The following is a 3,240-nucleotide window of genomic DNA, read 5'->3' as shown; positions in this document are numbered from 1 at the left end:
CCCTCCCCCCCCGTCGACACGCCACGGCGGCTGCCGTGGCGCGAGCAGGCGCCGGTCAGGCGGCAGCCGAAACGCGCGAGCCGCTATGGGCCGGCGGTGCCGACACGCCGCTGTGGTCCATGCCCGCCACTTCCATGCCGGCGGCAGCGCGGTTGGCGCCGTCGGTGAACGGGTCGCGCTTGCCGTTGTGCAGGTTGTAGCCGTAGCGGTCGGCGGCAACGCCGCGATCGTTCAGGCCTTGCGCCATGGCAGGGCTGGCCAGTGCGGCGGCACCGAGTGCCGCGATCGAGAGGGTCGTGGCAAGGAGGGCTTTGAGAGCGTTTTTATGCATGTCTGCTGTTTTTGGGTAGGTGGACGGCATGGCCCGCGAGGGGCCGCGCGGGGATGGCGGATCTGCCTCCCGCGCCGTCAGGGTTCGCCTTTTGGGCGGTGCCGTCGCGTGGGAAGCGTGCGGCACAGGAAGAAGTTTAGTCAGGTCGATGCATTCTTGTGATGATTTAAACGTCGAAATATCAGTCGTTTTTTTCATCGTCTGTTGCAGTGGCGGCAGCCACCTCGCGGCCGGCCTGCCACCCCCCGCCGAGCGCGAGGAACAGGTCGACCTGGCGCGCGGCGACATGGCCTTCGGACGCAGCCAGTGCGGCCTCTGCATCGGCCAGCGTGCGCTCGGCGTCCAGGTGCGCCAGGTACGGGATGCGCCCCGCCTGGTGCAGGCGGCGCTGCAGCCGAGCAGCCTCGGCGGCTTGTTCGCGCGCCGCGTACAGGGCTTCGTGCCGTTCCAGTTCACGCGTGTAGGCCGACAACGCCGTTTCGGTTTCCTTCAATGCGCGCAGCACCGTGCCATCAAAGCGTGCCAGGGCGGCGTCGGCCGCGGCTTCACGCCCGTGGATGCGATGGCGCACGCCGTTGGTCGGCAGCGACCAGCTCAGCAGCGGCCCCACGCTCCAGCGCGCCGTCGGGCCGCTGCCAAGGTGGCTCAGCACGCCGGTCAGCCCGGCGCTGGCGCCGATGCGGATCGATGGATACAGGTCCGCCGTGGCCACGCCGATGCGAGCGGTGGCCGCGGCCAGTTCGCGTTCCGCCTGGCGGATATCGGGCCGGCGCCTGAGCAGTGCGGCGCCGTCGCCGACAGGCAGCGGGCTACGCAGCGTCGGTTCCGCATGGCAGTCCACCTCGCCCTGTGTCAGTGCCGCAGGCGGCTTGCCCAGCAGCAGCGCCAGCCGGTGGCGTGCGGCGCTACGCGCGGCTTCCAGCGTTGGCAAGGCAGCGCGTAGCGCTTCGGTGCGGGCGCGCTCGCGCGCTATGTCGGCGGGTTCGCCGCGGCCGGCGGCGACCAGGCGGCCGGTGGCGTCCAGCGTGCGTTGCTGTACCGCGAGCTGCTGCGTGGCGGCGGCCAGTTCATGCGAGGCCGCGCAGCCCTGCACGTAGGCGCGCACGGTCTGTGCTGCCACGGTGACTCGCACCATGTCGAGCGTGGCCTCGCTGGCTTCTGCGCCGGCCAGCGCGGCCTCGTCGGCGCGGGCGAGCTTGCCGAAGAAGTCGATCAGGTAGGACACGCCGAAACCGAAGTCGCCCAGGTTGAATACCGGTGGCTTGGTGGTCTGCAGGAAGCTCTCGCCCGACAGCTGCGCGCGCGATACGCTGGCGCTGGCGCCGCCCTGGGGCAGGTACTCGGACTCCACCTCGTGCAGCTGCGCCACCGCGCGGCGCAGGTTGGAGCTGGCGGCGCGGATGTCGGTGTTGGCGGCCAGCGCCTGTTCGACCAGCCGGTCGAGCAGCGCGTCGTCATAGAGCCGCCACCAGTCGTCGGGCACGGGCGTGATGGCCACGCCGTGCGCTTCGGCGCCCTGCAGCGGGCCGTTGGCGGCGGCCGCGCGCACCGCCGCATGATCGGGCACGCGATAGTCCGGGCCCACGGTGGTGCAGGCGCATAGGCAGGCGGCGGCGCACGCCAGCCAGGGATGGCGCCGCCTCACGACCGGGGTCCCGTGCGGCGGCCGGCGTCATCGTCGCGCCTGGCTTCGCGCACGGCCACCGTGGCGGTGCGGCCGGAAACCAGGCGCACATCCGCTGGCACGTCCTCCAGCACGATGCGCACCGGCACGCGCTGTGCCAGCCGCACCCAGTTGAAGGTCGGGTTAACGTTGGGCAGCAGATTCGAGCCCGCGCTGCGGTCGCGGTCCTCGATGCCGGCGGCGATGCTCTGCACGTGCCCGCGCAGGTGCCGGGGCTCGCCCATGATATGCACGTCGACCGGGCTGCCGATGCGGATCCGGTGCAGCTTGGTTTCCTCGAAATAGCCTTCCACGTGGAAGGACCCGGCGTCGACCATCGACAGCACCGGACGGCCAGTCGAGACATAGTCGCCCAGGCGCGGCAGCCGGTCGTTGAGGTAGCCCGCTACCGGGCTGCGCACGCTGGTGCGTTCCAGGTTCAGCCGGGCCAGCCGCACCGCGGCTTCGGCCTGCGCCAGCGCGGCTTCGCCTTGCTCTACGCGGGCACGCCCCTGTTCCGCGACTTCGGCGGCAACCAGGCCGACCAGGTCATGGTTGCGCGCAGCTTCGCGCCGCGCCTGCGCCAGCGCGGCGCGCTGGGTCGCTACCGTGGCCAGCGCCTGCTGCAGGGCCAGCGCATAGCGGTCGCGGTCGATCTCGAACAGGACTTCGCCTCGCTGCACATGCTGGTTGTCGCGCGCCAGCACGCGTGTGACCAGCCCGGACACATCGGGCGCCACCTGGATGATGTCGGCGCGCACGTGTCCGTCGCGGGTCCATGGCGCGGCCGTGTAGTAGTCCCACAGGTGGCGCAGCACCAGCAGGGCGGCGATAGCGGCCAGCAGCGTTGGCAGCAAGGGAAGCAGGGGGCGGAGTCGGAAGGTCATGACGGCAGTCCCGGCACCGCGACAAAGACTGCGGCCACGGCGCCAAGGACGATCACATAAAGGGAAAGGTTGAACAGCGAGCGGTGCCAGATATGCCGGTACCAGCCTAGCGCGGCCAGCACCATGCGGATCGCGGTGGTGACGGCGAAGGCCAGCACCATCAGCACCAGCACGCCTGGCACGAACACGCCATAGAGGTCGATTTCACTGAGCATTCGGTGGCTGCGGAAAGTTAGGGAGATCAGCGGGACAGGGCAGCCGCCGGGCCAGGCAGCAGCGTGACCCGCAGCACCACCAGCGCGCCGAGCGTGCCGCGGTGGTCGGAGCGGCCACCAGCGGGCAACGCGGCCACGCCGGCA

5 protein-coding genes are annotated in these 3,240 nt (G+C 70.9%); all 5 read right to left on the bottom strand.

Going from position 1 to position 3,240, the window contains the following annotated elements; genetic code table 11:
• Window positions 1-55: 55 nt before the first annotated feature.
• On the bottom strand, window positions 56-331 hold the full coding sequence (locus tag CF68_RS24625) for a hypothetical protein (protein WP_035823915.1): 276 nt from the start codon (window positions 329-331) through the stop codon (window positions 56-58).
• Between the two features lie 181 nt (window positions 332-512).
• The gene (locus tag CF68_RS24620; RefSeq protein WP_035823912.1) at window positions 513-1,976 is read right to left on the bottom strand and encodes an efflux transporter outer membrane subunit; all 1,464 of its coding nucleotides are present in this window, start codon (window positions 1,974-1,976) and stop codon (window positions 513-515) included.
• Window positions 1,973-2,881 carry an HlyD family secretion protein gene (locus tag CF68_RS24615; protein WP_035823909.1) on the bottom strand — a complete coding sequence of 303 codons (909 nt, stop codon included), beginning with the start codon at window positions 2,879-2,881 and terminating at the stop codon, window positions 1,973-1,975. Before CF68_RS24615 ends, CF68_RS24620 begins: the two co-directional genes overlap by 4 nt.
• Window positions 2,878-3,096: a DUF1656 domain-containing protein gene (locus tag CF68_RS24610; RefSeq protein ID WP_035823906.1), complete on the bottom strand. Its 219-nt coding sequence runs from the start codon at window positions 3,094-3,096 to the stop codon at window positions 2,878-2,880. The genes CF68_RS24615 and CF68_RS24610 overlap by 4 nt, the downstream gene beginning before the upstream one ends.
• Before the next feature lie 26 nt (window positions 3,097-3,122).
• Window positions 3,123-3,240, bottom strand: a 118-nt coding sequence (locus tag CF68_RS38645; RefSeq protein WP_235205877.1) for a hypothetical protein, incomplete at its 5' end; no start/stop codon positions are given.

The sequence above is a fragment of the Cupriavidus sp. SK-4 genome, assembly GCF_000611125.1.
GTDB lineage: Bacteria > Pseudomonadota > Gammaproteobacteria > Burkholderiales > Burkholderiaceae > Cupriavidus > Cupriavidus necator.
Note: the sequence above shows the minus strand (reverse complement) of the source record. Positions and strands in the feature narration are given on the sequence as shown.

What these genes read in the sequence shown, in the direction of transcription:
- CF68_RS24610 (WP_035823906.1), bottom strand. Translation starts at nt 3,096, where the DNA reads ATGCTCAGTGAAATCGACCTCTATGGCGTGTTCGTGCCAGGCGTGCTG.
- CF68_RS24625 (WP_035823915.1), bottom strand. Translation starts at nt 331, where the DNA reads ATGCATAAAAACGCTCTCAAAGCCCTCCTTGCCACGACCCTCTCGATC.
- CF68_RS24615 (WP_035823909.1), bottom strand. Translation starts at nt 2,881, where the DNA reads ATGACCTTCCGACTCCGCCCCCTGCTTCCCTTGCTGCCAACGCTGCTG.